A 23891-nucleotide genomic window follows, 5' to 3' on the forward strand; every position below is an offset into this window, starting at 1 on the left:
TCGCCTCGCACGAGTCGCCAGGATATGCCGCTCCCAGCGGGCCCAGGCGACATTCCTCGGCGACTCACGCGCGCCGCGCGCGTTCCGGTTGGCTGTGAGTTCGGGATGCCACGGCCCCGGCGCCCCGCGGGCTCCCTATGCTCCGAACGTGGCCTCTGCTTCCCGCACCCCCGACCTGCTCGCGGCCGGCGCGGGCGTCGCGGCCGCCGTGCTCGGCGCGGGGGCCGGCGAGCTGACCGCCGCGGTGGTCGCGCCCGCAGCGAGCCCGTTCGCCGTGATCGGCGGCGGCATCATCGACATCGCGCCCCCGTGGGGGAAAGACCTGGCGATCAGCCTCTTCGGCACGAACGACAAGGCCGCCCTCCTGACCGGCATCGCGATCCTCCTCCTGGCGGTGGCCGCCGCCGCGGGAGTGCTGGAACGTCGCCGCCCGCCGTGGGGACGCGTGATCCTGGGCGGACTCGGCGTCGTCGGTGTGATCGTGTCGATGACGCGGGCCGACGCCGACGTGCTGTCCCCGGCACCGTCGTTCGTCGCGGCGGCGGTCGCGGTGATCGTCGGCGCGCTGCTGATCGCCCGCCTCCGTCGCCCGGAGGCCGCCCCCGAAGCCGTCGGACCGACGCGACGCAACGTCCTCGTCCTCTCCGGCGCAGCGGTCGTCGTCGGCGCCCTCGCCGCCCTCGGTTCCGCGGCCGTCCGCGGCGGCGCGCAGGCCGCGTCGGCGGTCCGTTCCGCCCTCCGCCTCCCGGCCCCCGCGATCACGACGGCCGTCCCCGCCACGGCCGAGCTGGGCATCGACGGTCTCGCGCCCGTGATCACGCCGTCCGCGGACTTCTACCGCATCGACACCGCGCTCGTGGTGCCGCAGATCGATCCGGCGACGTGGAGTCTTCGCATCCATGGGCTCGTCGAAGAGGAGGTCGTGCTCACGTGGGACGACCTCGTCGCCCTCCCCCAGCGCGAGACCGTCGCGACCCTCGTGTGCGTGTCGAACGAGGTCGGCGGCGATCTGATCGGCACGGCCCGCTGGCTGGGCGTCCCGATCCGCGACCTGCTCGCCCGCGCGAAGCCGACGGCGGATGCCGACATGGTGCTGTCGCACTCGATCGACGGTTTCACGGCCTCCACGCCGCTCGAGGCGCTGACCGACGAGCGCGACGCGCTGCTCGCGATCGGGATGAACGGCGAACCGCTGCCGATCGCGCACGGGTTCCCCGTCCGCATGGTCGTCCCGGGGCTGTACGGCTACGTCTCCGCCACCAAGTGGGTCACCGAGCTCGAGGTGACGCGGTACGCCGTGGCCGAGGGGTATTGGACCTCGCGCGGATGGTCGGCGCGCGGCCCGGTGAAACTGGCATCCCGGATCGACGTCCCCCGCGCCGGCGCGCGCGTCGCCGCCGGCCCGACGGTGATCGCGGGAGTCGCCTGGCAGACGCACGTCGGCGTCTCCGGCGTCGAGGTGCAGATCGACGACGGGGCGTGGCAGCCGGCGACGCTCGCGACGGCCATCTCGTCGGACACGTGGGTGCAGTGGAGCCTGCCGTGGGATGCCACGGCGGGAACGCACACGATCCGGTGCCGCGCGACGTCCGCCACCGGCGAGACCCAGACGCAGCAGCGCGCCGCCCCCGCCCCCGACGGCGCGACCGGCTGGGACGAACTGACGCTCACCGTCGCGTGAGACGCGAAGAGCCCCCGCACACGGTGGGGGCTCTCGCGTAGCGCGCGATCAGGACAGGACGTGACGGAGCTGCTCGATCGCCCAGTCGATCTCGGTCGCGCGGATCGTCAGCGGCGGCGCGATGCGGATCGTCTGCCCGTGCGTGTCCTTGACGAGCACGCCGCGGGCGAGGAGCTTCTCGGCGATCTCGCGGCCGCTGCCCACGGCCGGGTCGATGTCGACGCCGGCCCACAGCCCGGCCACGCGCACCGCGGTGACGCCGTGACCGACGAGCGCATCGAGCCCCTGCGCGAGGTGCTCGCCGAGCGCCTTCGCGCGGGTCTGGAACTCCCCGGATGCCAGCATCTCCACGACCCGCAGGCCCACGGCGCACGCCAGCGGGTTGCCGCCGAAGGTCGAGCCGTGCTCACCGGGGCGGATGACGCCCAGGACGTCCTCGTTCGCGACCACCGCGGACAGCGGCAGGATGCCACCGCCCAGTGCCTTGCCGAGGAGGTAGAGGTCGGGCACCACGCCTTCGCGGTCGCACGCGAACGTCTCGCCCACGCGTCCGAGGCCCGACTGGATCTCGTCCGCGATGAACAGCACGTTGTTCTCGGTGCAGATCTCGCGCACGCGCCGCAGGAACCCGTCCGGCGGGATCACGACACCGGCCTCGCCCTGGATCGGCTCGAGGAGCACCGCGGCGGTGTTCTCATCGATCGCCGCGGCGATGGCATCCGCGTCTCCGTAGGGCACGTGCACGAAGCCCGGCGCGTACGGACCGAAGTCGTCGTGCGCGGTGGGGTCGTCGCTGAAGCCGACGATCGTCGTGGTGCGGCCGTGGAAGTTGCCGTTCGCGACGACGATGGTCGCGGCATCCGGGGCGATGCCCTTCGTCCGATAGCCCCACGCGCGGGCGACCTTGATGCCGGTCTCCACCGCCTCGGCGCCCGTGTTCATCGGCAGGACGAGGTCTTTGCCGCACAGCTGCGCGAGCGCCGTGGCGAACGGCCCGAGCCTGTCGTTGTGGAACGCGCGACTCGTGAGCGTCAGACGCTCCAGCTGCTCGCGGGCGGCGGCCAGGATCGCCGGGTGCCCGTGGCCGAAGTTCAGCGCGGAGTACGCCGACAGCAGGTCGAGGTAGCGCTTGCCCTCGACGTCGGTGACCCAGACGCCCTCGGCGCGCGCGGCGACGACCGGCAGCGGGTGGTAGTTGTGGGCGACGTGCGCGCCCTCGGCGGCGATGAGCTGCGCGCCCAGATCGTCGACGGTGGTGCTCATCGGGTGCCCCCGCGCAGCTCGAGGGTGCAGCACTTGATGCCACCGCCGCCGAGCAGCAGCTCGGACAGGTCCACGAGCACCGGCGTGTAGCCGCGCTCGCGCAGCTGCGCCTCGAAGCCCTTCGCGCGCGGCGAGATGATGACGTTCTTGCCGTCGCTCGCGGAGTTCAGGCCGAACACCGCGCCATCGGCATCCGACACGCGGATGGCATCCGGGTAGCGCTCGCGCAGGATCGCCTGGCTGCGCTCGTCGAACGCGTTCGGCAGGTACGCGATGTTCGCCTTCTCGACGCCGCCCGGCCCCTCGACCGGGTCGAGCACGGCGATCGCGGTGTCGAGGTGGTAGAACCGCGGGTCGGTGAGCGTCAACGACACGACCTCGCGCGAGAACACCTCGCCGACCTCGCGGTGGCTGTCGCCGGTGGAGCGGAAGCCGGTGCCCGCGAGGATCGTGTTCCCGACGAGCAGGAAGTCGCCCTCGCCCTCGTTGACCTCGACCGGCTCGGCGACCTCGAAGCCGTTCGCCGCGAACCAGTCGATGAACGCGGGTGCCTCTTCTGCGCGCTCGCGGAAGCGGAACTTCGGGCCGTAGGCGACACCGTCGATCACGAAGCCGCCGTTGGCCGTGTAGACCATGTCGGGCAGACCCTCGACGGGGTCGATGAGCTCGATCTCGTGGCCGAGCGACACGTAGGTGTCGTACAGCGACTGCCACTGCTGCACGGCGAGGTTCGTGTCGGTGGGGCGCGAGGGCTCCATCCACGGGTTGATGCTGTAGCTGACCGTGAAGTGCTCGGGCCGGCACATCAGGTACCGGCGGTGCTGCTGGACGCGCTCGTTCGTCTCGGTTTCGACGGCGGCGGCGGTGGGGTTCGCGGACATCTCTGCTCCTCAGGAGAAGGTGCGGCGGACGCTGTCCTCTGGGCCCGGTGGCCCTTCGACCCGGCGGCGCCTGTCGCGCCGTGCGGGGAAAGGTCGGTCCGAGCACGCCATGAACCAGTGTCTCACGCGGGCGTGCGGGCGCGCGAGCGGCGCGGGCGGGTGCGGCGGAAGCCGCCGCGGCGGCACAACCTCAGCGATTCGCGCCGGGTCAGTGGCATCCGGCCGAATCGGGCTGAGGTTGCGCGGATCGCGGAGGCTACGCGGCGCGCGGCCGCCGCGGCGGCACAAGCTCGGCGATCCGCGCCGGGTCAGCGGCATCCGGTCGAATCGGGCTGAGGCTGCGCGGATCGCTGAGGCTGCGCGTCGCGGCCGCGCGTCGCGCGGTGTCATCCGCGCCGTCCGTGTCGGCGGCCCGTGGGAGAATCGTCGCGATGTCTGCCACCCTCGAGAATTCCGTCGTCCTCGACGAGGCCGCGGGTGTCGTCCGCATCCTCGACCGTCGCGTGTTCCCCGCGCGGGTCGAATGGGTGGATGCCACCACCCCCGACGAGGTCGCCGCGGCGATCCGCGACATGGTGACGCAGAGTTCGGGTCCGTTGTACGCGGCGACCGCGGGCATGGGCCTCGCCGCCCTGCAGGTGCGCGGGCTGCCGCTGGGCGAAGCGCGCACCGCGCTCGGCCGCGCCGGACGCGCCCTGGCCACCGCGCGCCCCACGAACGCTCACCCGCGCGACGCGGTTGCGCGCATCCTCGCGGCGGGAAGGGATGCCGACGACACCGACGCCCTGGTGTCGGCGACGCTCGAGACGGCCGAGGCCGTCGACCGCGACTACCGCGAGGCCAGCCTGCGCCTGGGCCGCGCGACGCTGTCGCTGCTGCCCGAGTCCCCGCGCATCCTCACGCACTGCTGGGCCGACGCCTATCTGTTCGGCCTGGTCGCCGCCGCGCGCGAAGCCGGCCGCGAGATCGAGTGGATCGCGACCGAGACCCGCCCCTATCTCCAGGGCGCGCGGCTCACCGCGCACTCGCTGCGCGAGCTCGACCAGAAAGTCACGCTCATCACCGACGGCATGGCCGCCGCGGCCCTCGCGTCACCGCGGGGCGTCGGATCCGGGCCGATCGACGCCGTGGTCACCGCCGCCGACCGCGTGGCGCTCGACGGCTCGGTGGTCAACAAGGTGGGCACGCTCGCGCACGCCGCCGCGGCGGCGGCGTTCGGCACCCCGTACTACGCCATGGTCGAAGCGCCCGACCCGAGCGCCCCGACGGGCGCCGACGTCGTCATCGAAGACCGCGACCCCCGAGAGGTGCTCGAGGTGCTCGGCCGGCGCACGGCGAGCCCGCTCGTGACCGACGCCTGGTACCCCGCGTTCGACGTCACGCCCCCGCGGCTGGTGACCCGCATCGCGACGAGCCGCGGCACGTTCGCCCCGGCGAACGTCGGCGAGCACTTCACGACCGATCCGGATGCCGAGGCCGCCGACGCCGCGCCCTCGCTGCGGCGACGTCGCTCGCCCGCCGAGCCCGCCCCGGCCGCCGCGACGGTGCAACCCGACACCGTCGCGTTCCGCCCCGTTTCCCCCACCCCCGACGAGGATCCTTCATGACCCGCATCTCCGCCGACGTCGTCGTGCTCGACATCGAGGGCACCACGAGTGCCGCCGGCTTCATCCTGGGCGACCTGTACGACTACGCGCGTCCGCGCCTGGACGCGCTGCTGGGCCGCGACGACGACACCGTCCGCGCCGCCCGCGCCGACGCGATCGCCGAGACCGGCCTGGATGCCGACGCCACCGACGCCGAGGTCGCCGACGCGCTGCGCCGGCTCATGGCATCCGACGTGAAGTCGACTCCGCTGAAGACCCTGCAGGGGATCCTGTGGGCCGAGGGCTTCGCGGCGGGCGAGATCCACTCGCAGTTCTTCGACGACGTGCCGCCGCGCCTGCACGCATGGCACGAGGACGGCATCCGCCTGGCGGTGTACTCGTCGGGCTCGGTCGCGTCGCAGGTACCGTGGTTCCGGCACGCGCCGCAGGGCGACCTCACGCCGCTCGTCGAGGACTTCTTCGACACCGTGAGCGCCGGCCCCAAGAAGGAGTCCGGCTCGTACGACCGGATCGCGGCGGCCCTGGGCGTCGCGCCGGAGCGCGCGCTGTTCCTCACCGACCACCCCGACGAGGTCGCCGCCGCCCTGACCGCCGGTTGGCAGGTCGTCGCGCTCGACCGCGCCGGGGAGCCGTGGCACGGAGCCGATTTCGCGGCGCCGTCCGTGGCATCCTTCGACGAGATCGACCTGTCGCGATGAGCCTCCCCCTGACCGCGCGCGTGCAGGAGGCCGGAGCCGCCCTCGCCGCGGAGGCCTCGCGCTTCTCGGGGTACGGCTGGATGCGCGGCACCTCCGGCAACCTGTCGGTCGTGATCGACCGGGATCCGCTCGTGCTCGCCGTCACGGCCTCGGGCCTGGACAAGTCGGAGCTCACCGACCGCGACGTCGTACTCATCGACGCCGACGGCGCGGCCCTCGACCCCGACGACCCGCGGCCGCCGTCCGCAGAGGCCGGGCTCCACGCGCACATCGCCGCGCGCACCGGCGCGGGCGCGGTGTTCCACGTGCACGCGTTCGACGCGGTCGTCGCGGGGCACCGGTGGCCCGGGGGCGTCGAGATCCGCGACATGGAGATGCTCAAGGGCATCGGGCATCGGGCGCACGACGAGACCGTGACGATCCCCGTGATCGCCAACGATCAGGACATGACCGTCGAGGCCGCGCGCTTCGACGAGGTCTACGTGCCGGCGACGGCCGAGGTGCCCGAGGTCCCCGCGCTCATCGTGGCGAGCCACGGCATGTACGCGTGGGGCGTCGACATCGCCGCCGCCCGCCGCCACCTCGAGATCGCCGAGTGGCTGCTGCGGTTCACCGTCGCCACGCGCTGAGCCCCCGGCATCCACCGCCCTGCCTCCGCGCGGCGTAGCGCCGCGCCGGCCCGCGTTGTGCCGTGCCCGCGCCGCGTTGCGCCGCCGTTACGCCCGATAAACGCCATCCACGGCGAGAAACAAGACGCCCCACCGTGTCTCGCCGTGAACAGCGTTTATCGCGATTGAGGGGACGCCTCGCCGCCCGCGCCCCACCCCGTCGCCGCCGAACCGCGCCGCCACGTCACCGCCGCACCGACCCAGCGCCGCACCGCTCACCGCGCCCCCAGACCCCCCGAGAAACGCGATCCACAGCGAGAAACAAGCCGCCCCACCGTGTCTCGCCGTGAACAGCGTTTATCGCGATTGAGGGGACGCCTCGCCGCCGCGCCCCACCCCGTCGCCGCCGCACCGCACCCCGTCGCCGGCGCGCCGCGCCACCGACCCGACGCCTCAAGCGCCGCCCCCGCCGCGCCGCAGCCCGCGTCAGCCGAGCAGCGCCACCGTGCGCGTGGTGAGGGCGCGCGGGTCGGCGTCGTCGAGCCGCGCGAGGCCGAGGGTCCGGGCGGCGCGCAGAACGAAACGCGCCGCGACCGCGCGCTCGGGCTCGGGCAACGTCTGGATGTCGGCGACCTTCGAGAACCCGACGATGCGGCGGACGGCCTTCGCGGCGCCGTAGATCGCGGCATCCGATCGCGTGACGGCGAGCGTGTGCTCGAGCACCCCGTCGCCGTACACGCGCGGGTCGACGCGGTCGGGCCAACGGCGGCGGAACTCCGCCTCGAACGCGTCGATGAGCTCGACGGGCAGCTGCAGCAGCGTCTCCGCGTCGGAAGAACGCCCGAGCACGTGCGCCCGTGCGGCGGCGATGACGAGGTTCGCCCACACGGCCCCGAGGTCGAAGCCGGTGGGACCGTACGTGCCGAACTCCGAGTCGAACGCCCGCACCGAGGCGCCCTCGGCGCGCACGAACACCGAACCGGTGTGCAGGTCGCCGTGCAGCAGGCTCTGCGTGCTCTCCTGGAACCTCTGCTTGGCCAGACCGATCTCGCGCACGAACGGCCGGTCGTCGCGCAGCGCGCGCACGTCGTCGTCGTTGGCGGGCAGCCAGCCGTTGTGCTCGTGGTCGACGTACGGCTCGGTGAAGACGAGGTCCTCGGTGATCTCGCTCAGCTCCGGGTTCGTGGCGGCGGCGATCGCGCGGCGACGCTCCGGCCCCGGCGTTCCGAACACGCTGGTCGCGAAGCCGACCGCCCCCACGTACCGCCCGAGCTCCGCGGCGGCGTACGTGTGCAGGCGCCCGGCGTTGAGCTCGCCGCGCCACACGGCGTGGTCGCTGAGGTCCTCGATCGACAGCGCGAGGTTCTCGGCGTCGAAGCCGTGGAACGCGGGCACGTGCGCCGGGTCGATCCGCTCGTGCACACCGAGCACGACGGCCTCGCGCGCCGCGCGCTCGCGCGTGAGCGGCCACGACGGGTCGACGCGCACGTGCGGCAGCGACTGCTTCACGACGACGCCGTTGCCCGCGGCGTCCTTGACGATGAAGACGAGGTTCAGGTTGCCGTCGCCGACCTCGTCGACCGACACGATGGATGCCGGATCCACCGGCCCCGCCAGGTGCGGGCGCGCGACGAGGTAGGCGGGGACCGTGGCGACGGTCAGCTGATCGGTGAGGAGGGTCATGATGCGGTGGTGCTCCCGGCGACGATGGTGGTCTTGCGACGGCGGAACGTGAAGCTGAAGAGCAGGGCCACGAGCAGCACGAGGCCCTTCCCGAAGTCCTGGATGTAGTACGGCAGGCCCATCATCGAGAACCCCGTGACCATCACGGCCACGAGCACCGCACCGAGGGCCGTGCCCCACGCGTTCGGACGCCCGATGCCCAGCACCGACACGCCCACGAGCGCGACGGCCACGGCATCCAGCAGCAGGCTGTTGCCGGCCGAGACGTCGCCCTGCCCGATGCGGGCGGCGAGGACGAGACCGGCGATGGATGCCAGGATGCCGCAGCCGATGTACGCCGCGGCGCGGTAGGCGCGGACGCGCACGCCGGCGAGGCGCGCGGCCTCGGGGTTCGACCCCACGGCGGCGAGCGCACGGCCCCAGCGGGTGCGGTCGAGGACGAACCACAGCACGACCGTGAGTCCGAGGAAGAGCACGACCGGCACCGAGAGGGGGCCGATGAACCCGCGGTCGAACCACAGGAAGTCGGGCGTGAACCGGCCGGGAGCGGTGGTGCCGTCGTCGAGGGTCATCTGCGACGAGATCGACTTGCCGTCGACGATGATGAGCTTGAGTCCCACGACGGTGAACATCGTCGCGAGCGTCGCCAGCAGGTCGGGAATGCGCGCGAACACGATGAGCGCGGCGTTGACCGCGCCGATGAGCGCACCCGAGAGCAGCACGACGCCGACCGCGATCCCGCCGACCTGATTGCCGATGACCATCGTCCAGGCGGCGATCGACACCGCGAATCCGGCGTTCGCGCCGACCGACAGGTCGAGGCCGCCGACGGTCATCGCGAGCGTCACGCCGAGACCGGCGATGCCGATCGGGGCGATGTACTTCAGCATCCCCACGATGTTCTCGGGCGTCGCGAACGCGGGCTGGGTCACGGCGAAGAACGCGATGAGCAGCACGGTGACGGCGACGAAGCCCCACTTCGCGATGGCATCCACGATCCGGGATCCGGCACTCGGTCGCGCGGGAGCGAGAGCGGTGGTCATGCGGTTTCCTTCCGGTGGCCGGGGTCGTCGAGCAGGGCGGCGACGATGCGCGCGCGGTCGAGGACTCCGGCGGGGGTGTCCAGGACGATGCGCCCCGAGACGAGGACGACGATGCGGTCGGCGACGTCGAGGATCTCGTCGACGTCGCTGGAGAGCACGAGCACGGCGGCTCCCTCGGCCGCGCGGTCGCGGGCGGAGTCGCCGATACGACGGCGTGCCCCGATGTCGACGCCGCGGAACGGTTCGTCGAGCACGGCGAGGCGCGGGCCCGTGCGCAGCCACCGCCCCACGACGACCTTCTGCTGATTGCCGCCCGACAGATCGTCGACGCGGGTGTCCGCGGACGGCGCGACGACGCCGTACGCGTCGATCACGTCGTCGGCGGCCGCGCGCTCGCGCGCCGGCGAGACGACGCCCCAGCGCGAGATCTGTCGCAGCACCGGGAGTCCGACGGTGCGGCCGATCGACCAGCCGGGCTGGATGCCCTGCCGCTGACGGTCCTCGGGCACGAGCACGACCCCGGCGTCCTTCGCCGCCGCGGGCGACGCGGGGCGATAGGGCGCGCCGTCGAGTCGCAGGCGGGCGGTGCCCGCGGGGCGCACCCCGGCGACGATCTCGGCGAGTTCGGTCTTGCCCGCTCCGAGCAGACCCAGGATGCCGGTCACCTGACCCGCGGCGACCGACAGGGCCAGCGGTGCCGCCCCGGGCAGGAGGACCGCGTCGTCGACGGTGAGCACCTCGGCGTGCGCGGGGAGCGGGTCGGTGATGTGCTGCTGCAGTTCGGTCGGGACGCCGAGCATCGCCTCCAGGGCCGCCTGCCAATCGAACGGACGGAGGGCCTCGAGCTCGAGGCCTCCGTCGCGGAGGACGACGATGCGGTCGGCGAGTCGCTCGATCTCACCGAAACGATGGCTGACGAACAGGATCGACAGGCCCTCGTCGCGCAGCACCCGCAGCACGGCGAACAGGCGATCCGCCTCCGCGGCCGTCAGCGCCGAGGTCGGCTCGTCGAGGATCAGCAGACGCGGGGTGGACCGCAGGGCGCGGGCGAGCACGAGCAGCTGGGCGTCGGATGTCCCCAGGCGTGCGGCATCCGCCCGGAGGACCTCGTCGGACCACGACAGCCCGAGGCGCTCGAGCGCCGCGCGGGCGACGCGCTCCGCCTCCGTCCGGCGCACGAGACGGTGCCCGCCGGTCGCGAGATCGGTGAGGGCGAGGTTGTCGGCGACGCTCAGGCCGGGCACGATGCCGTCGGCGATCCGCTGGTGGACGGTCTCGATCCCGGCGCGACGGGCACGGGCAGGCGAGGTCAGACGGACGTCGGTGCCCGCGACAGCGATGTCGCCCGTGTACCCGGCATTGGCCCCCGAGATCGCCCCGATCAGCGTGGACTTGCCGGCGCCGTTGGTGCCGAGGAGCGCGGTGATGCTGCCGGGGAACAGATCCAGCGAGACATCGCGGAGCACCTGGTTGGTGCCGAACCGCACGCCGACACCGCCCAGGCGGACGACGGGGGCGTCGTTCACCTGGGCGGCGTGAGAGAGCGGAAACGTCATCCGGAGACGGCGGGCAGCCAGTCGGCGACCACCGTGTCGTTCAGCAGCAGCGACGGCTCGGCCTCGCGCAGTTGGGCGACGTTGGTGATGCCCTTCTCGATGAGGAAGTCGCGCGTGATGGTGACGGCGGGGAACTGGACGGTGTCCTCGGTGAGCTGGCCGGCCAGCTTCAGCGCGAGAGCGCGCACGACACCGGCGCCCACGGCCGACGGGTCCGTCGCGCTCGTGGCGACCCACGGGCTGCCGTCGGCGGTGATGACCTCGATGTCGGCGTTGGAGATGTCGATGCCGTAGACCTTGACCTTGTCCTGCAGGTTGTTCTGCAGCACCGCCTGGACGACACCCTTGGTGATCTCGTCGTACGGGGCGAAGATCGCCTGCACGCCCGGGTGCGCCTTGAGGGCCGCGTCGACGAGGGGGATGTTGTCGGTCGCGGTCGACTCGGTGACCTTGCCGGTGAAGAAGAGCTGGTCGAGACCGTTCTTCGCGACGACCTCGTCCCACACCTTCTTGCGGCGGTCCAGGGGAGCGAAGCCCTCGGCGCTGACGAGGCCCACCTTCGCGTCCTCGCCGTTGTCCTTCACGAGCTGGTCGAGGACGCCCTGCGCCATCGAGGCATCCGACTGCGAGGTCACGACGATCCCGTCGGTGTCCTCGAGCGCCAGGTCGTACACGATGACCGGGATGCCGGCATCCACTGCCTCGCGCACGCGCGGCTCGATCGTGTCGGTCTGACCGTGGTCGACGATGATCGCGTCGGGCTTGGCGGCGATCGCCTGCTCGAGGTCGGAGGCCTGCTTGGCGTTGTCGTTGCGGGCGTCGTAGACGGTGAGGTCGATGTTGACCGCGGCGGCCTGCGCCTTGGCTCCGGCGGTCCACGCCGTGAAGAAGTCGCCGGCGCCGGACTGCTGCACGAGGGCGACCTTGAGCGGCTCGCCGTCGAACGGGGCCGGGAGGTTCTCGGCCTTCTGCACGGGGGCGGACGAGGCGGCGGGAGCAGCGGTGTTCTGCTGCGCGCAGCCGGTGAGGGCGAGGGCGGCGATACCGGCGGTGGCGACGAGGGTCGCCCAACGGTGGGAGCGAACGGACACGGGGTCCCCTTCGAAAGGAGTCGGGTGCGGGAAGCCGCGCGAGTGCTGTGGGGCGACGGCCGTCGAGCAGTCAAGCAGGGCCGCGCCTCACGGACCGTTCGAGGTTGCGCATTGTTACGCCGCGCCCGTCACACCGCGCCCGCTCACGAGGCGCGAGCGCGAGAATCGGAGAGTCCCGACCGTATTCGTCCGAGAGGAGGAGCCATGACGCTCCTGACCGTCTGGAAAGAGACCGACCCGACCAGCCCCGTCCTCGAGACGACCGACGAGGACGAGATCCGCGCGGCCCTCGCCGAGCTCGGCGCCCGATTCTCCCGCTGGGACGTGCACGAGATCGCCTCCGACGCCGCCCTCGACGACGTGCTCGCGCTCTACGCCGACCAGGTCGAGAAGGTGAAGCAGGACGAGGGCTACACGCTCGTCGACATCGTGGGCCTCTCGCCCGCGCAGGACAACTACGACGAGGTCAAGGTCGCCTCGCGCGAGCGCTTCCTGTCGGAGCACCGTCACGACGACGACGAGGACCGCTTCTTCGCCAAGGGCGCCGGCGTCTTCTACCTGCACGTGAACGAGAAGGTGCACGCCCTCTACTGCGAGGCGGGCGACCTCGTCTCGGTTCCGGCGAACACGACGCACTGGTTCGACATGGGCACGAACCCCGAGTTCGTCAGCATCCGCTTCTTCCACGACGACGACGGCTGGGTCGGCCACTTCACCGGCAACCCCATCGCCGAGTCGTTCGCGACGTTCGACCAGCTGCACGCGCGGCGCGCGCAGCTGGCCTGACGCCGCTTCTTCGCGACAACGCCCCTGCCTCGCGTGATTCCGCGAGGCAGGGGCGTTCTCGTGCGTTTCAGCCGACGCGGCGCAGCGCCAACGCGGCCCACGCGATCGGCGGCAGGGTCACGCGCAGGACGCCGTCCTCGACCTTCGCCCCCTCCAGTGCGCGGGGCTGCACGCGGTCCGGATGCTCGAGGGTGTTGCTCGCGTACGGGTCGTCGTCGTGCAGCACGTGCGTCTCGACCAGCTCGACGTCGCCGAAGCCCGTGACGTCGATCGCGACCTCGACGGGTTCGTGTCGCCCGCGGTACACGAGGAAGACCGCGGCCTCCCCCGTCTCGGCGTCGTGGGTCGCCACGGCATCCACCGCCGAGACCGTGCCGTGCTTCGCCGTGTCGATCGTGCCCGCCTCGATCTGCACGCGCAGGGCCTCGCCGCGCGCCAGCCGGGACGTGATCGAGAACGGGTAGAACGTCGTCTGGCGCCAGGCGGGTCCGCCGGGCTCCGTCATGATCGGTGCGATCACGTTCACGAGCTGAGCGAGAGACGCGGATGCCACACGGTCGGCGTGCGCGAGCAGCGAGATCATGAGGCTGCCGAAGACCACGGCATCCACCGCCGAATACACGTCCTCGAGCAGGCGCGGAGCAACGGGCCAGTTGTCGATGCCGCTGAGCTGATCGACGTCGTGGAACCGCGTCTGGTACCAGATGTTCCACTCGTCGAACGAGATGTCGATCCTCTTGTCGCTGCCGCGCACCGCCCCGACGTGGTCGGCGGTCGCGACGACGGCCTCGATGAAGCGGCCGGTGTCGACCGACGAGGCGAGGAAAGAGTCGATGTCGCCGTCGTGCTCCTGGTAGTACGCGTGGCACGAGATCATGTCGACCTCGTCGTACGTGTGCGTGAGCACGACGCGCTCCCACTCGCCGAACGTCGGCATCTGCGCACCCGACGATCCGCACACCACGAGTTCGATGGACGGGTCCAGCTGGCGCATGCCCTTCGCGGTCTGCGCGGCGAGCTTGCCGTAGTCGTCGGCGGAGCGGTGGCCGAGCTGCCAGGGGCCGTCCATCTCGTTGCCGAGGCACCAGACACGCACGTCGAACGGGGCCTCGCGACCGTTGTCGATGCGCTGCTGCGACAGGGCGGTGCCGCCGGGGAGGTTGCTGTACTCGAGCAGGTCGATCGCCTCGAGCGTCCCCCGCGTGCCGAGGTTGACCGCGAGCATCAGCTCGCTCCCGGCCTTCTCGAGCCAGTCGGAGAACTCGTGGAGCCCGACCTCGTTCGTCTCGGTGGAGTGCCACGCGAGATCGAGGCGACGCGGGCGCTGCTCGCGCGGCCCGACGCTGTCCTCCCAGCGGAAGCCCGAGACGAAGTTGCCGCCGGGGTAGCGGATCATCGACACGCCCAGCTCGCGGACGAGCTCGAGGACGTCGCGACGGAACCCCTGCTCGTCGGCCTCGGGGTGACCGGGTTCGTAGATGCCGTCGTAGACGTGGCGTCCGAGGTGCTCGACGAAGCCGCCGAAGAGGCGGCGCCGCACGGCCCCGATGGGGAAGCGGGGGTCGACGGTCAGGCGGGCGGTGGTCATCGTGCTCCTCGGGATGCGTGTGCGGCGAATCGGTCGGCGACCGGGTTGCGCCGGCGCGCCAGGGTGGTGGGGGTCTCCACGAGGTCGTGGAGGCCCATGGTCAGAAGGTGTGCGGAGCGGGGCAGATCGCTGTGGCGGTAGGTCCACTCGTACATGTCGAACAGCGGCCACCACGTGTACCCGACGACGTCGACGCCGTCGGCGCGAAGCCCCTCGACCGCGGCGACCGACGCATCGAGCCACGCCAGCCGCGTGGGCACGTCGTCGGTGACGCACGTCTCGGCGAGCATGACCGGCGCACCGTAGCGGTTCGCGTACGTGCGCAGCATCTCGACCATCCCGTCGACCCCGTCGTCGCGCGTCGGCCGCGGGTCGGCGAAGCCTCCCCCGTGATGGATGCCGGACTCGAACAGCTCGGTGGAGTGTCGGGGGTAGTAGTTCACCCCCATGACGTCCGGCTGCACCGCGCTCTCGGCGAACCAGGCGAGTTCGTCGTCGCCGACGCCGTGTGCGCGCAGCAGCGGGAGGAGCGGGTGTCCTTCGCCCACCCGGCCCGTCACGAGGTCCTCCACGAGGAATGCCTGATGCGCGTAGCGGTGGGCGTTCTCCCGATGCTCGGGCGCGTCGACGTCGCCGGCGTACCTCATCGAGGCATCCACGTGCACGAACGTCGCGGTCTCACCGAGGACGTCGGCGACGGCGCGCTGCGTGCCCACGAAGCCGCGCGCGATCGCCGTCGCGATCTCGACGAGGCCGCCCTCGCCGGTGCGGTACGGCGGCCAGTACCCGTACTCGCCGCTGAACAGCGAGTGCAGCATCGGCTCGTTGACCGGGGTGTAGTCCGTGGCGAGACCGCGGTAGCGCTCCGCCGCGCGGGCGGCGTACTCCGCGACGAACGACGGGTAGTCGGGGTGGGCGAACTCCCCCTCGATCCACGTCGGCGTGCCGTAGTGCAGCAGGTCGACGATGGGGCGCAGGCCGCGCTCGGCGAAGCCCTCGAGGACGCGGTCCGTCCAGGACCAGTCCCAGAGGCCGGGCTCGGGTGACACCACGTGCCACGGGATCCCCCAGCGGAGGAACTCCGCGTCGACGGACACCGCGAGGTCGAGGTCGTCGCTCCACTGCTCGTAGTGCTCGGTGAGGGCGTACTCGTCGATCGCGCGCTCCCCCGGCCGCTCCTGCGGGACGAAGGTGTTCTCGATCCCCGCACCGAAGTGCAGGCGACCGTCGCGGTACCAGGGGGTGTTCGGCATCCGTTCCTCGTTCATTTCAGGCCCGACGTTCCGACGCTCTCGACGAAGCGTCTCTGGATCAGCAGGAAGAGGATCGCCAGCGGCAGCAGGGCGATCAGGGAGCCCGCCATCATCACGCCCTGCGGGATGATCCCGCCCGGTCCGGTCAGCAGCGTGAGGCCCGACGTCACCGTTCCCATCTCCGACTGGGTGGTGAAGACGAGCGGCCACAGCAGGTCGTTCCAGTTGTTCACGAACGTGAAGATCCCGAGTGTGAGCAGCGCGGGCACCGCGTTCGGCAGCACGATGCTGCGGAAGATGCGGAACTCGCTCGCGCCGTCGATGCGCGCCGCGTTGTCGAGATCGCGCGGCAGGGACAGGAAGAACTGGCGGAGGAAGAAGATGCCGAACGCGTCCGCCGCCCGGGGCGCGATCAGCCCGGCGTACGAGTTCACCCAGCCGAGGTCGGAGACCAACTGGTAGATCGGGATGAGCGTCGCCTGGAACGGGATCATGAGGCTCGCGATGATCGCGATCAGCAGCACGCGACTGCCCCGGAAGTCCAGCCGCGCGAGCGCATAGGCCGCGAGGGAGTCGAACACCAGCGCGAAGGCTGTGACGCCACCGGCGAAGATGAAGCTGTTGAGGATCAGCCGCGCGAACGGCAGGTCGGTGAAGATCCGCGTGAAGTTGTCGAGCGTCCACTGCCCCGGCAGCAGCGTCGGCGGGTAGGCGTTGACCTCCGCGATCGGCTTGAAGGCGGTGAAGACGATGATGAGGATCGGCAGCATCAGGGCCAGCGTCGCGATCCCGACGATGACGAGCAGAGCGATCGACACGAGTGTGCGGCGGCGGGCCTGAGGCGAACGCCGACGGGGCGGACGGGGGGATGCCGTGGCGGCGGGCGCGGAGGCGAGGGCGGTCATGCGGCATCCTTCTCTCGACGTGAGAAGAAGAGGAACTGGGCGAGGCTCAGCACCAGCGTGATGAGCAGGAGCACGTACGACAGGGCGGACGCGAATCCGAGGTCGAGCTTTCGGAATCCCGACTGGTAGATCTCCATGACGATGGTCTGGGTGCTGCCGTAGGGGCCGCCGCCGGTCATGACGTAGATCTGGTCGAAGGCCTGCAGCGCGGCGATGAGCGCGACGATGACCACGAATCCGAGGGTGTTGGAGAGCATCGGCAGGGTGATGCTCCAGAACCGCTGGAGTGCCGACGCCCCGTCCACGCGCGCCGCTTCGTAGAGGCTCGTCGGGATGTCCTGAAGGCCCGCAAGGAAGATCACCATGTAGAAGCCGAAGCTCTTCCATACGGCCACGAGCACCACGGCGGGCATCGCGAGGTTCGGATCCTGCAGGACGTTGCCGAGTTGGATGCCGACGGCCCGCAGCCAGTGGTTGAGCAGGCCCACCTGCGGGTCGAGCAGGTACGACCACGCGAACGCGGCGACGGCGAGCGACACGATGAACGGCGTGAACAGGGCGGTGCGGAAGACGCCGCGCAACGGAAGCAGCGGGTTGTTCAGCAGCAGAGCGAAGGCCAGCGCGAGGGCGATCGCCACGGGGGTGAACAGCACGGCGTAGACGGCGGTGTTCCCCATGGCTCGAACGATGTCGCCGTCGGTGAAGACGCGGACGTAGTTGTCGAGGCCGACGAACTTCTCCCGGCCGAACCCGCTCGCGTCGGTGAACGACAGCCGGAGGGCCGAGATCATCGGCCAGGCGACGAAGACCGTGAGGATGACGATCGCCGGGGTGAGGAAGGCGATCACCGTGAGTCGGTGACGGGGGCTGTGGCGGAGCGATCCGCGGCCGCCGAGGGGAGCGGGCGGCCGGTACGCGCCGGGGCGGCGGGTCCGCGCTCCCGGGGCTTGCGTGGTCATGGCGATTCCTGTTCGTGGGGCGTCTGGGGGAGAGGACACGGGAGGGGCGGCGCGGGCGCCCCTCCCGTGTCGTGAGTCACCCGATGGCCTGCTGGATCTTGTCCTGCGCGGTCGTGAGGAGGGCGGTCACGTCGCCGCCCGAGACGGCCTTCTGCGTGAGCTCGTCGACGTCGGTGAGCACGTCGACGCTGTTGACGACGCCGGGGAGCAGCGCGCGACCGGTGGACGCGATCTCGCTCAGCGAGGCGACGACGGGGTTCGACGAGACGTCGCTGAGGGGGATGTCGGTGCGCAGCGGAGGCCAGCCCGAACCGAGCGACCACTTCGTCGCGACGTCCTTCTGGAAGAAGTACGAGAAGAACGCCTCCGCACCGGCCTTCTTCGCGTCGTCGGCCTGGGCGGTGACGCCCATCGAGACCCCGATCGCCGAGGCCGCCTGCTCGGCGGGGCCGGCCGGGATCGCGGCGATGCCGTAGTCGATGTTGTTGTCCGTGGCGATGGATGCCATCCACGGACCGCCGACGTGCATGGCCGCCTTGCCGGAGCTGAAGAGCTTGTCGGCGGCGATGCCGTCGAGTCCGGTCGGCGAGATCTTGTCCTGGGTGATCGCGTCGGTCCAGTACTTCAGCGTGGCGGCGTTCTCCGGCGAATCGATGACCGCCGTGGTGCCGCCGTCGACGATGTTGCCGCCGCCGCTGAGGAACAGGCTGGGCCACAGGCCGTTCGCGACCGTGGCGTGATCCGGGATCGCGACACCGTACTGCTCGGGGGTGCCGTCGCCGTTCTCGTCCACGGTGAGCTTCTTGGCATCCGCGACCCATTCGTCCCACGTGGTGGGAGCCGCGGTGATGCCCGCCGCGGCGAAGAGCGCCTTGTTGTAGAACATCGCCAGGGGGACGAAGCCGGTCGGGACACCGTACGGGGTGCCGTTGACGGTGACCATGTCCTTCGCCTGCGACACCAGGTCGGCGGTGTTGCTGTCGCTCGAGCCGTAGAAGTCGCTCAGATCGGCGAACGCCCCCTTGTCGGCGTAGACCGGGAGGCGCTCCGCGGGCATCGCGACGATGTCGGGACCCTGCTTCGACGAGAGCGACGGCAGCAGGGTGTCGTCGATGACCGCCCACGTCTTCGTCTCGGTCGTGATGACGTAGGTGTCCTGCGACGCGTTGAAGTCGGCGACGATCTGGTCGAGGACCTTCCCGTCGGCTTCGGTGTAGCCGTGCCAGAACGTGATCGGGACGGGACCCGCATCGGCGGGGGCGGAGGAGCCGGAGCATCCCGCCAGGACGAGAGCCGTGGCCCCCACCGTCGCGAGGACGGCTGCGGTGCGCTTGATCATCTTCTTCGATGCCTTTCTGTGACTGCGTCGTCGGGTACGCCTCGGTTTCCCGGGCCGCTGCTGTTTACAACGATGTAGGTAAACGTTGTAAATGGATGATCACCCGTCCGGGCGGGCCTTGTCAAGCACCGGGTTCAGGGCCGCGTGGACTCGCGCTCCACGAGGTGGAAATCGGCCAGGAACTCCCGCGGAGCGACCTCGGCGTCACCCGTGATGCGTTCGACCAGAAGATCCACGGCCACGCGGGCGATCTCCGACCGACCCGGGTCGATCGTCGTCAACGCGGGCAGCGAGTACCGCGTCTCGTCGAGGTCGTCGAAGCCGACGATCGCGACGTCCTCGGGGATGCGGACCCCCCGCTCCAACAGCACCCTCATCGCGCCGAGGGCGAGGGAGTCGTTGAACCCGACGACCCCGTCGAACTCGACTCCCGCGTCCAGCACGGCGCGCATGGCTTCGGCGCCGTCGACCCGGTGCCATCGGTCCACCGGGACGACGAGGCGCGGATCGAGCTCGCGCCCCGCTTCGGCGAGAGCAGCCTCGTAGCCGCGGAGACGCAACCCCGCCGAGCCGACGACCTCGCCGGGGTGCGACCCCAACGCCAGGATGCGACGCCGGCCCGCCGCGATCAGGTGAGCCGTCGCGGCGTACGCGGCTTCGGTGTTGCGCATCGTCACGTGGTCGTGCGCGGAGTGGAAGATCCGCTCGCCCAGCAGCACCATCGGCATCCCGACCTCGTCGAGCAGAGCCGCGTCGTCCTCGCCGAGCGAGAGCACCGAGTAGAGCACGCCGTCCAGGCCGCGGCGCCGCGCGCCGCGCAAGGCCGCGAGCTCGCTGTCGCGCTCGGCGTCGAACTGCTCGATGAGCACCGAGAAGCCGTGCGCGCGAGCCGCGCGCATGACGTCGTCCGCCAACTCCGCGAAGTACGGGTTGCGCAGGTCCGGGACGATGAGCCCGATCATGTCAGCGCGCCCGGACCGAAGGCTCCGCGCCGCCTGGTTGGGTCGGTACTGCAGCTCGTCGATCGCCGCCTCGACCCGCTCACGCGTCGCCGACCGTACGTGCGGATAGTTGTTGATCACGTTCGAGACCGTCTTGATCGACACTCCGGCCGCGCGGGCCACGTCGTGCAGCGTTGCGCTCATGGCATCCTCCCCCACCTCTGTCCGCCGACTCTACAACGTTGCAGACAAGAGACCCGCGCGGTCGCGCGCCGAGATCATGCGACCTGGATGCCGGCCCCGCGGCCGCGACGCACCGGCCACCGCGCCACCCGCCGGCGCGCGTCAGATGACCTCGGCGCTCCAGGGGTCGGGGCGGCCGAAGCGGAACGCCTCGATCGAGATCGCCTGCTCCCGGAGGAACGGCAGCAGCTCGACGCGACCGGCCGTGGTGACCTCGCCGGAGTACACCGTCACCGAGGTGTCGCCGCCGATCGCCTCGGCGAGCGCGACGCGCTCCGCCTCCACTGTGGGGGCGGCCCCGATCAGGCGCACGCGCGACGGGCGCGCGGGCGCCGGGACCACCGCATCCGCGACGGGATCGGCATCCGGGATGCCACCCGCCAGGCGTTGCAGCCACTCCGCGTCGGTCTCGACCGAGACGGGCACGGCGCTCTCCCCGAGCAGATGCCGGACCGCGGCGGGGAGCCCGACCGGCGTGCTGAGGCTGAAGTCCGAGCCCGACCGCACGGCCGCGACCAGGACGCGGAGCACCGCCTGCCACGGGGCGTCGGCCGTGGCGCGGACGGCGACGTCGGTGGGACGGTAGCGCAGCAGGTTGCGCTCCAGTCCGACCCGTGCGGCATCCTTCACCCGCCCGAACTCGCGGTCCCAGGCGACGGCGTCGGAAAGCGCTCCCCGACGCAGCCACTCGAACGCGGCGTAGTCGAGCGTGGGCTGCGCCGCTTCGATGAGCGTCGAGATGCGGGTGTCGAGGCCGCGCAGGTGCAGCGTGGTCGACGCGGGTCCCCCGGCCGACGGCCGCCACGATCCGAGAGCGACGAGACGGTTCGGGCCGCCCGACATCGCGCCCGCACCCACGCCCGCCGCTCCCCAGCCACCGAGCGGCTCGCGCTGCACGACGGCGCCGGTGGTGGGCCGGTTCACCCGCAGCACGGCCGCGTCGACGGTGTCGAGCCACAGATCGAGGTCGGCGGCGTCGCGGGTGTGGAGCCCGGCGACGAACCCGGAGCCGACGAGATTCTGCAGTTCGATCGCGCGGCCCAGCGTGGGGGCATGCAGGATGCCGAGCACCGGAGCCGCCACGGCGGTGCGCGTCAGGTGCGAGCCGGCGTGGACGCCCGTGCGCACACCGGGTGTCCAGAAGCGTCCCGCCGTGTCGGGGCCGAGGTCGAGCTCGCGCGGCTCGACGAGCCAGCGCTCTCCGTCGGCGAGCACCGTGAGGGCGCGGCGCACCTCGCCCTGGGGTTCCTCGACGAGCGGGCCGACGTCGGAGAGCGGGTCGTCGGCGGGGCCCACGCGCAGCGACCCCACGGCGTCCTTGAGCTGCTCCAGGAACCGCGTCGAGCGCGCGGCGGCGCCGACGAGGATGACCAGCGACGACGCGGTCGCGGCCTGCCCGGCCCGGCAGAAGGCGCCGGCGACGATATCGGCCACGGCACGGTCGAGGTCGGCCGAGGGGGCGACGATCACCGCGTTGCGTCCGGCCGTCAGCGCCTGCAGGGGCAGGCTCGGCCGCCACTCGAGGAACCTCTCGGCGGTCGTCCGCGCGCCCGCGAGCAGCACCCGATCCACCCCTGGGTGCACCAGGAGCGCCCGACCGGATGCCTCCTCGTTCAGGTCGACGTAGGCGAAGACGTCGCGCGGGACCCCCGCCGCCCACAGCGCCTCGGCGACCACGGCTCCGGCTCGTCGCGCGCGCGGCGACGGCGTCAGGACGACGCCGGAGCCGGCGGCGAGCGCCGCGAGGGTCTCGGCGGCGCACAGGCCGACCGAGGAATTCCAGCGCGGAGCGACGACGGTGACCCGGTCGGGGACGAACACCGCGCCGGCGACACGGTCGAGCTCCTTCGCGGTCAGGGCGTAGTACGCGGCGGCGTCGATGGCTTCGTCGACCTCGGCGTCGGCTTCGGCGAACAGCGCGCCCGCCTCCGAGGCCAGCACCTCGACCAGCTCCGCGCGGCGTTCGGCGAGCGCGCGGGACGCCGCGTCGATCACGGCGGCGCGGTCGGTGGCGGCGCGGCTCCCCCACCCGGCGGCGGCGTCGCGGACCCGTGAGATCACGGCGTCCAGACCCGCTTCGTCGTCGATGCGGCCGGCGGCGGCCGTGGCGTCCCCCGCGGTGGAGGCGCCGACCGCGGCGAGGACGTCGTGGACCCAGGCACGGTCCGCGGCGACGGCGGGATCGGCGGCCGGGGTGTTGCGGAAGCCGGGGGCTGCGCCGGAGAGCTCGGCGGTCTCGCGGACCGAGAACACGGCGGTGTCGACGAACGCCTGTCCGCCGAACAGCATCTGCTGGACGTCGGGTCCGAGCGCCTGCGTATCCCCGGGGGCGGCGTCGCGGGCGATCCCCAGCACGGCCTGCGTCAGGCCCGGCTCCTCAGCGTCGGCGGTGGCCGGCTCGCGCAGGATCGGGGGCGTCGGGACGGTTCCGCGCTGCGGCTCCCGCGGCGGGGCGGGCGCCGGCTCGGGGGTCGCGAGGGCCGCCGCCACCCGGTCCTCGACGTCCTCGCCGTCGGGCGCCCGTCGCCCCGCCGCCGCGGCGGCGAGGGGCGCCACCACGGCATCGGCGTCGTCGGGGTGCACGACCGGCGCGAGCACGATGTGCGCCCCCTCCACGCTCCACGCGACGCCGAGGGGCAGGGCGAGGTCGATCGGAACGTCGGCGGCGTCGGCCAGGGTCCGCACGATCGCCGCGCGGACCGGGTCGCCGGTCGCGAAGTCGACGCGCAACCCTTCGGTGGCGCGGCGGCCGAGGGCCTCGCGCACGGCGACGACGGCGAGCGCGTCGAGATCGGCGGTCGCGGTGGCCGCGGGGGCACGCCAGCCGTGACGCGCCGCGCGGAGCGCGTCGTCGGTGGTCGGGATCGCGTCGTCGAGGCGCACCGCGAGCGGCGCGCCGCCGTCGTCGACCCGCAGGCGCGCCCACGCGGCGAGTTCCCGCAGGACGCCGAGCGTTTCGGGCACGGCGATCGGCAGGGAGATGCCCGCGTCGGCGGCGCGCAGACTCGGCTCCTCGAGCACGCGGGTGAGGACAGCGACGGTGAGGTCGAGGTCGTCGCGACCCTCGGCGACGAGCGTGACGCGGGTCGCCGCACCGACGGCATCCCGGAACAAGGGCAGCAGCCGCTCCGCGGCGTGTTCGACATCCGCTGCGAAGGCCCACCGCGAGAGGCCGGTGACCACTTCGCGCACGGCGACCGAGACCCGGGTGACGTCGTCGCGGGCGACGAGGGCGCGGATGCCGTCGAGCCGGTGCCGTGCGGCCGTCTCGCCGCGGACGTCCGGCGCCGTGAGCCGCAGATCGGCGACGGCGTCGGAGCCGAGCGAGGCGAGGGCTGTGCCGAGGCGATCGGTGCGCGCATCGAGGGACAGCGACGAGAGGGCTTCGGAGAGGACACGGCGCGCGAGCGGCACCGCCGGGGTCGGCAGGACGGGGGCGATCGCCCCGCCCAGGTGGACGGCACCGCGCACCCGCCACGGCAGCGCCGCGGGGGCATCGCCGGCCAGTCGATGCAGGGCGGCCGCGGGAGCCGACGTCCCCTCCGGTCGCAGGATGTCGTCGGCGGCGCGCGCGAGGAACGCCGCGACCTCGGCGGAGGCCGGCGGCGACGGGAGCGTCGGGGCGGCGGCGGTGAAGGTCGCGGCCAGGGCCGTGGCGCGCTCGACCGCGTCGGCGGAGAGCAGGGAACCGTGCGCGTGCGGGTCGTTCTCGCTCATGCTCCACAGCCTAGGCACCGCCCCCGCGCGCCCCGGGCGGCCCCGCCGC

The 23891-nt window shown here is 72.2% G+C and carries 18 protein-coding genes; 5 read left to right on the top strand and 13 right to left on the bottom strand.

Annotated elements, in window-relative coordinates:
- Positions 1-148: 148 nt before the first annotated feature.
- Positions 149-1681 carry a molybdopterin-dependent oxidoreductase gene (locus BGO45_RS08090; RefSeq protein ID WP_292692510.1) on the top strand — a complete coding sequence of 511 codons (1533 nt, stop codon included), beginning with the start codon at positions 149-151 and terminating at the stop codon, positions 1679-1681.
- A 48-nt stretch (positions 1682-1729) separates the two neighbouring features.
- Here BGO45_RS08090 and rocD read toward each other — a convergent pair whose 3' ends face one another.
- Positions 1730-2944: an ornithine--oxo-acid transaminase gene (gene rocD / locus BGO45_RS08095; RefSeq protein ID WP_292692513.1), complete on the bottom strand. Its 1215-nt coding sequence runs from the start codon at positions 2942-2944 to the stop codon at positions 1730-1732.
- A complete protein-coding gene (gene ddaH, locus BGO45_RS08100; protein WP_292692516.1) occupies positions 2941-3825 on the bottom strand; it encodes a dimethylargininase in 885 nt (294 codons plus the stop codon). Before ddaH ends, rocD begins: the two co-directional genes overlap by 4 nt.
- Positions 3826-4256: 431 nt before the next feature.
- On the opposite strand from ddaH, the gene BGO45_RS08105 reads away from it, so the two are divergent.
- The 3 genes from BGO45_RS08105 to mtnB are packed head-to-tail and all read left to right on the top strand — an operon-like array spanning position 4257 to position 6759.
- A complete protein-coding gene (locus BGO45_RS08105; protein ID WP_292692519.1) occupies positions 4257-5432 on the top strand; it encodes a hypothetical protein in 1176 nt (391 codons plus the stop codon).
- Positions 5429-6130: an acireductone synthase gene (gene mtnC, locus BGO45_RS08110; RefSeq protein ID WP_292692522.1), complete on the top strand. Its 702-nt coding sequence runs from the start codon at positions 5429-5431 to the stop codon at positions 6128-6130. The genes BGO45_RS08105 and mtnC overlap by 4 nt, the downstream gene beginning before the upstream one ends.
- Positions 6127-6759 (top strand): methylthioribulose 1-phosphate dehydratase, encoded by a 633-nt coding sequence (gene mtnB / locus BGO45_RS08115; RefSeq protein WP_292692525.1) that lies wholly within the window; start codon positions 6127-6129, stop codon positions 6757-6759. Before mtnC ends, mtnB begins: the two co-directional genes overlap by 4 nt.
- Before the next feature lie 465 nt (positions 6760-7224).
- Here the strand turns inward: mtnB and mtnK are convergent, their stop codons facing one another.
- From mtnK to BGO45_RS08135, 4 genes are read right to left on the bottom strand one after another with little or no spacing between them, the layout of a single operon-like run.
- Positions 7225-8421: an S-methyl-5-thioribose kinase gene (gene mtnK / locus BGO45_RS08120; protein ID WP_292692528.1), complete on the bottom strand. Its 1197-nt coding sequence runs from the start codon at positions 8419-8421 to the stop codon at positions 7225-7227.
- A complete protein-coding gene (locus BGO45_RS08125) occupies positions 8418-9464 on the bottom strand; it encodes an ABC transporter permease (RefSeq protein WP_077049743.1) in 1047 nt (348 codons plus the stop codon). The genes mtnK and BGO45_RS08125 overlap by 4 nt, the downstream gene beginning before the upstream one ends.
- A complete protein-coding gene (locus tag BGO45_RS08130) occupies positions 9461-11020 on the bottom strand; it encodes a sugar ABC transporter ATP-binding protein (RefSeq protein WP_292692534.1) in 1560 nt (519 codons plus the stop codon). The genes BGO45_RS08125 and BGO45_RS08130 overlap by 4 nt, the downstream gene beginning before the upstream one ends.
- A complete protein-coding gene (locus tag BGO45_RS08135; protein ID WP_292692537.1) occupies positions 11017-12111 on the bottom strand; it encodes a substrate-binding domain-containing protein in 1095 nt (364 codons plus the stop codon). The genes BGO45_RS08130 and BGO45_RS08135 overlap by 4 nt, the downstream gene beginning before the upstream one ends.
- Positions 12112-12315: 204 nt before the next feature.
- Between BGO45_RS08135 and BGO45_RS08140 the strand changes: the two genes are divergently transcribed.
- On the top strand, positions 12316-12897 hold the full coding sequence (locus BGO45_RS08140) for a cupin (RefSeq protein ID WP_292692540.1): 582 nt from the start codon (positions 12316-12318) through the stop codon (positions 12895-12897).
- A gap of 67 nt (positions 12898-12964) precedes the next feature.
- On the opposite strand, the gene BGO45_RS08145 is transcribed toward BGO45_RS08140, so the two are convergent.
- The 7 genes from BGO45_RS08145 to BGO45_RS08175 all read right to left on the bottom strand — a co-directional run bounded on the left by BGO45_RS08145 (position 12965) and on the right by BGO45_RS08175 (position 23842).
- A complete protein-coding gene (locus tag BGO45_RS08145; RefSeq protein WP_292692542.1) occupies positions 12965-14485 on the bottom strand; it encodes an alpha-N-arabinofuranosidase in 1521 nt (506 codons plus the stop codon).
- Positions 14482-15738: a family 1 glycosylhydrolase gene (locus BGO45_RS08150; protein ID WP_292692545.1), complete on the bottom strand. Its 1257-nt coding sequence runs from the start codon at positions 15736-15738 to the stop codon at positions 14482-14484. The genes BGO45_RS08145 and BGO45_RS08150 overlap by 4 nt, the downstream gene beginning before the upstream one ends.
- A gap of 11 nt (positions 15739-15749) precedes the next feature.
- Positions 15750-16643, bottom strand: coding sequence for a carbohydrate ABC transporter permease (locus BGO45_RS08155; RefSeq protein WP_292692547.1), 894 nt, complete (start codon positions 16641-16643; stop codon positions 15750-15752).
- Positions 16640-17602: a carbohydrate ABC transporter permease gene (locus BGO45_RS08160; RefSeq protein WP_292692548.1), complete on the bottom strand. Its 963-nt coding sequence runs from the start codon at positions 17600-17602 to the stop codon at positions 16640-16642. Before BGO45_RS08160 ends, BGO45_RS08155 begins: the two co-directional genes overlap by 4 nt.
- 76 nt (positions 17603-17678) lie before the next feature.
- Positions 17679-18941: an ABC transporter substrate-binding protein gene (locus tag BGO45_RS08165; protein WP_292692551.1), complete on the bottom strand. Its 1263-nt coding sequence runs from the start codon at positions 18939-18941 to the stop codon at positions 17679-17681.
- A gap of 134 nt (positions 18942-19075) precedes the next feature.
- Positions 19076-20086 (bottom strand): LacI family DNA-binding transcriptional regulator, encoded by a 1011-nt coding sequence (locus BGO45_RS08170; RefSeq protein WP_292692554.1) that lies wholly within the window; start codon positions 20084-20086, stop codon positions 19076-19078.
- A gap of 141 nt (positions 20087-20227) precedes the next feature.
- Positions 20228-23842 carry a proline dehydrogenase family protein gene (locus BGO45_RS08175; protein WP_292692556.1) on the bottom strand — a complete coding sequence of 1205 codons (3615 nt, stop codon included), beginning with the start codon at positions 23840-23842 and terminating at the stop codon, positions 20228-20230.
- Between the last annotated feature and the right edge of the window lie 49 nt (positions 23843-23891).

This window comes from Microbacterium sp. 71-36 (assembly GCF_001898305.1).
GTDB lineage: Bacteria > Actinomycetota > Actinomycetes > Actinomycetales > Microbacteriaceae > Microbacterium.